This is a genomic window from Acidovorax delafieldii 2AN (assembly GCF_000175235.1).
GTDB lineage: Bacteria > Pseudomonadota > Gammaproteobacteria > Burkholderiales > Burkholderiaceae_C > Acidovorax > Acidovorax delafieldii_B.
The window spans coordinates 1-2,003 of sequence record NZ_ACQT01000421.1 but is presented as its reverse complement, the minus strand read 5'-3'; the positions used below and the strand labels follow the sequence as shown (position 1 = coordinate 2,003).

Genomic DNA, 2,003 nt, shown 5'->3' with positions numbered 1-2,003 from the left:
AGCTGTCCGTCGGATTCGATGGTGACGCGCGAGTATTCGGGTGCAGGCCACACGCGCACCGCCAGGATCGTCGCGCCCCGCGCAATCTGCTGGGCGCCCAGCAGCAGCACCAAGCTGCCGGCCTGCAACAGCGTGCGGCGCGTGGGGGCTGGGGGTGCGGGCGGCCGGGGCCGGCCGGGGGTGGGGGTCATGCGCTCATTCCTTGCAGCAGGCTGCGGCCCAGGGGTGTGGGGGCGTGCAGCGTGACTTTCCTTTCGGTCTCGTCAATTGCTTCAATGTGTATAGCAAGGTCTGCAAGCGGGGTAAGCGCTGCGGCCTTTTCTGGCCATTCTGCCACCTTGAGGCCGGGGCTGGCAAAAATATCGCGGAAGCCCGCGTCCTCCCATTCACGCGGGTCGTCGAAGCGGTAGAAGTCGAAGTGCCATACCGTGGTGGCGTGCGGCGCGAGGCCTGGTGCCTCATGGGGTTCGACCACGGCGTAGGTGGGGCTTTTGATGCGGCCCTGCACGCCCAGTGCGCGCAGCAGATGGCGCACCAGCGTGGTCTTGCCGGCACCCAGATCGCCGTGCAGCGTGAGGAACGCGTGGGCCAGCGGGGGCTGCGCAGCCAGGGCGCGGGCAAAGGCCTCGGTGTCTGCCTCGCTGTGCCAAGTCAACACCCGTGCGTTGTCGGCAGGTGCTTGCGCGGCGGGGGTTTCTACAATCCGGCCGGTATGTGGTGCAACAGTCAACTCGTTCCTCAATTGCGGGAGTGGGCCCGTGAGCTGGGATTTTCCCAAATTGGCGTGGCGGGCGTGGATTTGTCGGCGTCAGAGCCGGGGTTGATGCAATGGCTGGCCCAAGGGTTCCATGGCGACATGCACTACATGGCCGCGCACGGCCTGCGGCGCGCGCGGCCTGCGGAGCTGGTGCCGGGCACCGTGAGCGTGATCACGGCGCGCATGGACTATCTGCCGCGCGACACGCCCCAGCAGGTGCCAGGCGGCTGGCAGGCCGTGGAGTTTGCGCGGCTGGCGCGGCCTCAGGAGGGCATCGTTTCCGCTTACGCCCGGGGGCGTGACTACCACAAGGTGTTGCGCGCGCGCCTGCAGAAGCTCAGCGACCGCATTGCAGAGGCAGTGGGGCCTTTTGGCCACCGCGTGTTCACCGATTCGGCGCCGGTGCTCGAGGCCGAACTCGCGGCGCGCAGTGGGCAGGGCTGGCGGGGCAAGCACACGCTGGTGCTCAACCGCGAGGCCGGCTCGATGTTCTTTCTGGGCGAGATCTATGTGGACATGGCGCTGCCGCCGAGCGAGCCCGTCACCGCGCACTGCGGCAGCTGCAGCGCCTGCATCGACGTGTGCCCCACGCAGGCCATCATCGCGCCGCACCGGCTGGATGCGCGGCGCTGCATTTCGTACCTGACCATCGAGCACGCGGGGCCGATTCCGCTGGAGCTGCGTCCGCTGATGGGCAACCGCATCTACGGCTGCGACGACTGCCAGCTGATCTGCCCCTGGAACAAGTTCGCCCAGGCCAGCCGCTTGCCCGATTTCGATGTGCGCGCGGGCCTGGCGGGCCAGCAGCTGGTGCACCTGTTTGCCTGGGACGAGCCCACCTTCCTGCGCATGACCGAGGGCGGCCCCATCCGCCGCATCGGGCACGAGCGCTGGCTGCGCAATGTGGCCGTGGCGCTGGGCAATGCGCTGCGGCAGACGGGTGACGCGGCGGTGCGTGCCGCGCTGCAGTCGCGCGCGCACGACGCCAGCGCGCTGGTGCGCGAGCACGTGGCCTGGGGTTTGGGTCAGGAAGGGCTGTAGCGCTTTCTGGATGGGTGCAAGCTGCTATTGATAACGGAGCGGAAGGGGCTTGGATTGGGGCCTGGATACTGGCAGGCTTCGGGCTTCAGGCGGGTTGCAGCAGGCCCAGCGCGCGCGCCGCACCGGCCAGATGGCGGGCGAATCGCTCGTAGCCGGCCGCATTGGCGTGCACCGTGTCCGACCGCAGCGCCGGGTCGGACAGCAC

The 2,003-nt window shown here is 68.7% G+C and carries 2 protein-coding genes and 1 pseudogene; 1 reads left to right on the top strand and 2 read right to left on the bottom strand.

Features of this window, described 5'->3' with window-relative positions:
* Positions 1 to 191: pseudogene (locus tag ACDELDRAFT_RS21775) on the bottom strand (N-acetylmuramoyl-L-alanine amidase); the annotation flags it as partial.
* Positions 188 to 730: a tRNA (adenosine(37)-N6)-threonylcarbamoyltransferase complex ATPase subunit type 1 TsaE gene (gene tsaE / locus ACDELDRAFT_RS21770; protein WP_005800708.1), complete on the bottom strand. Its 543-nt coding sequence runs from the start codon at positions 728 to 730 to the stop codon at positions 188 to 190. The pseudogene ACDELDRAFT_RS21775 and the gene tsaE, both read right to left, overlap by 4 nt.
* Before the next feature lie 12 nt (positions 731 to 742).
* Between tsaE and queG the strand changes: the two genes are divergently transcribed.
* Positions 743 to 1,798 carry a tRNA epoxyqueuosine(34) reductase QueG gene (queG, locus tag ACDELDRAFT_RS21765; RefSeq protein WP_081470188.1) on the top strand — a complete coding sequence of 352 codons (1,056 nt, stop codon included), beginning with the start codon at positions 743 to 745 and terminating at the stop codon, positions 1,796 to 1,798.
* Positions 1,799 to 2,003 lie beyond the last annotated feature (205 nt).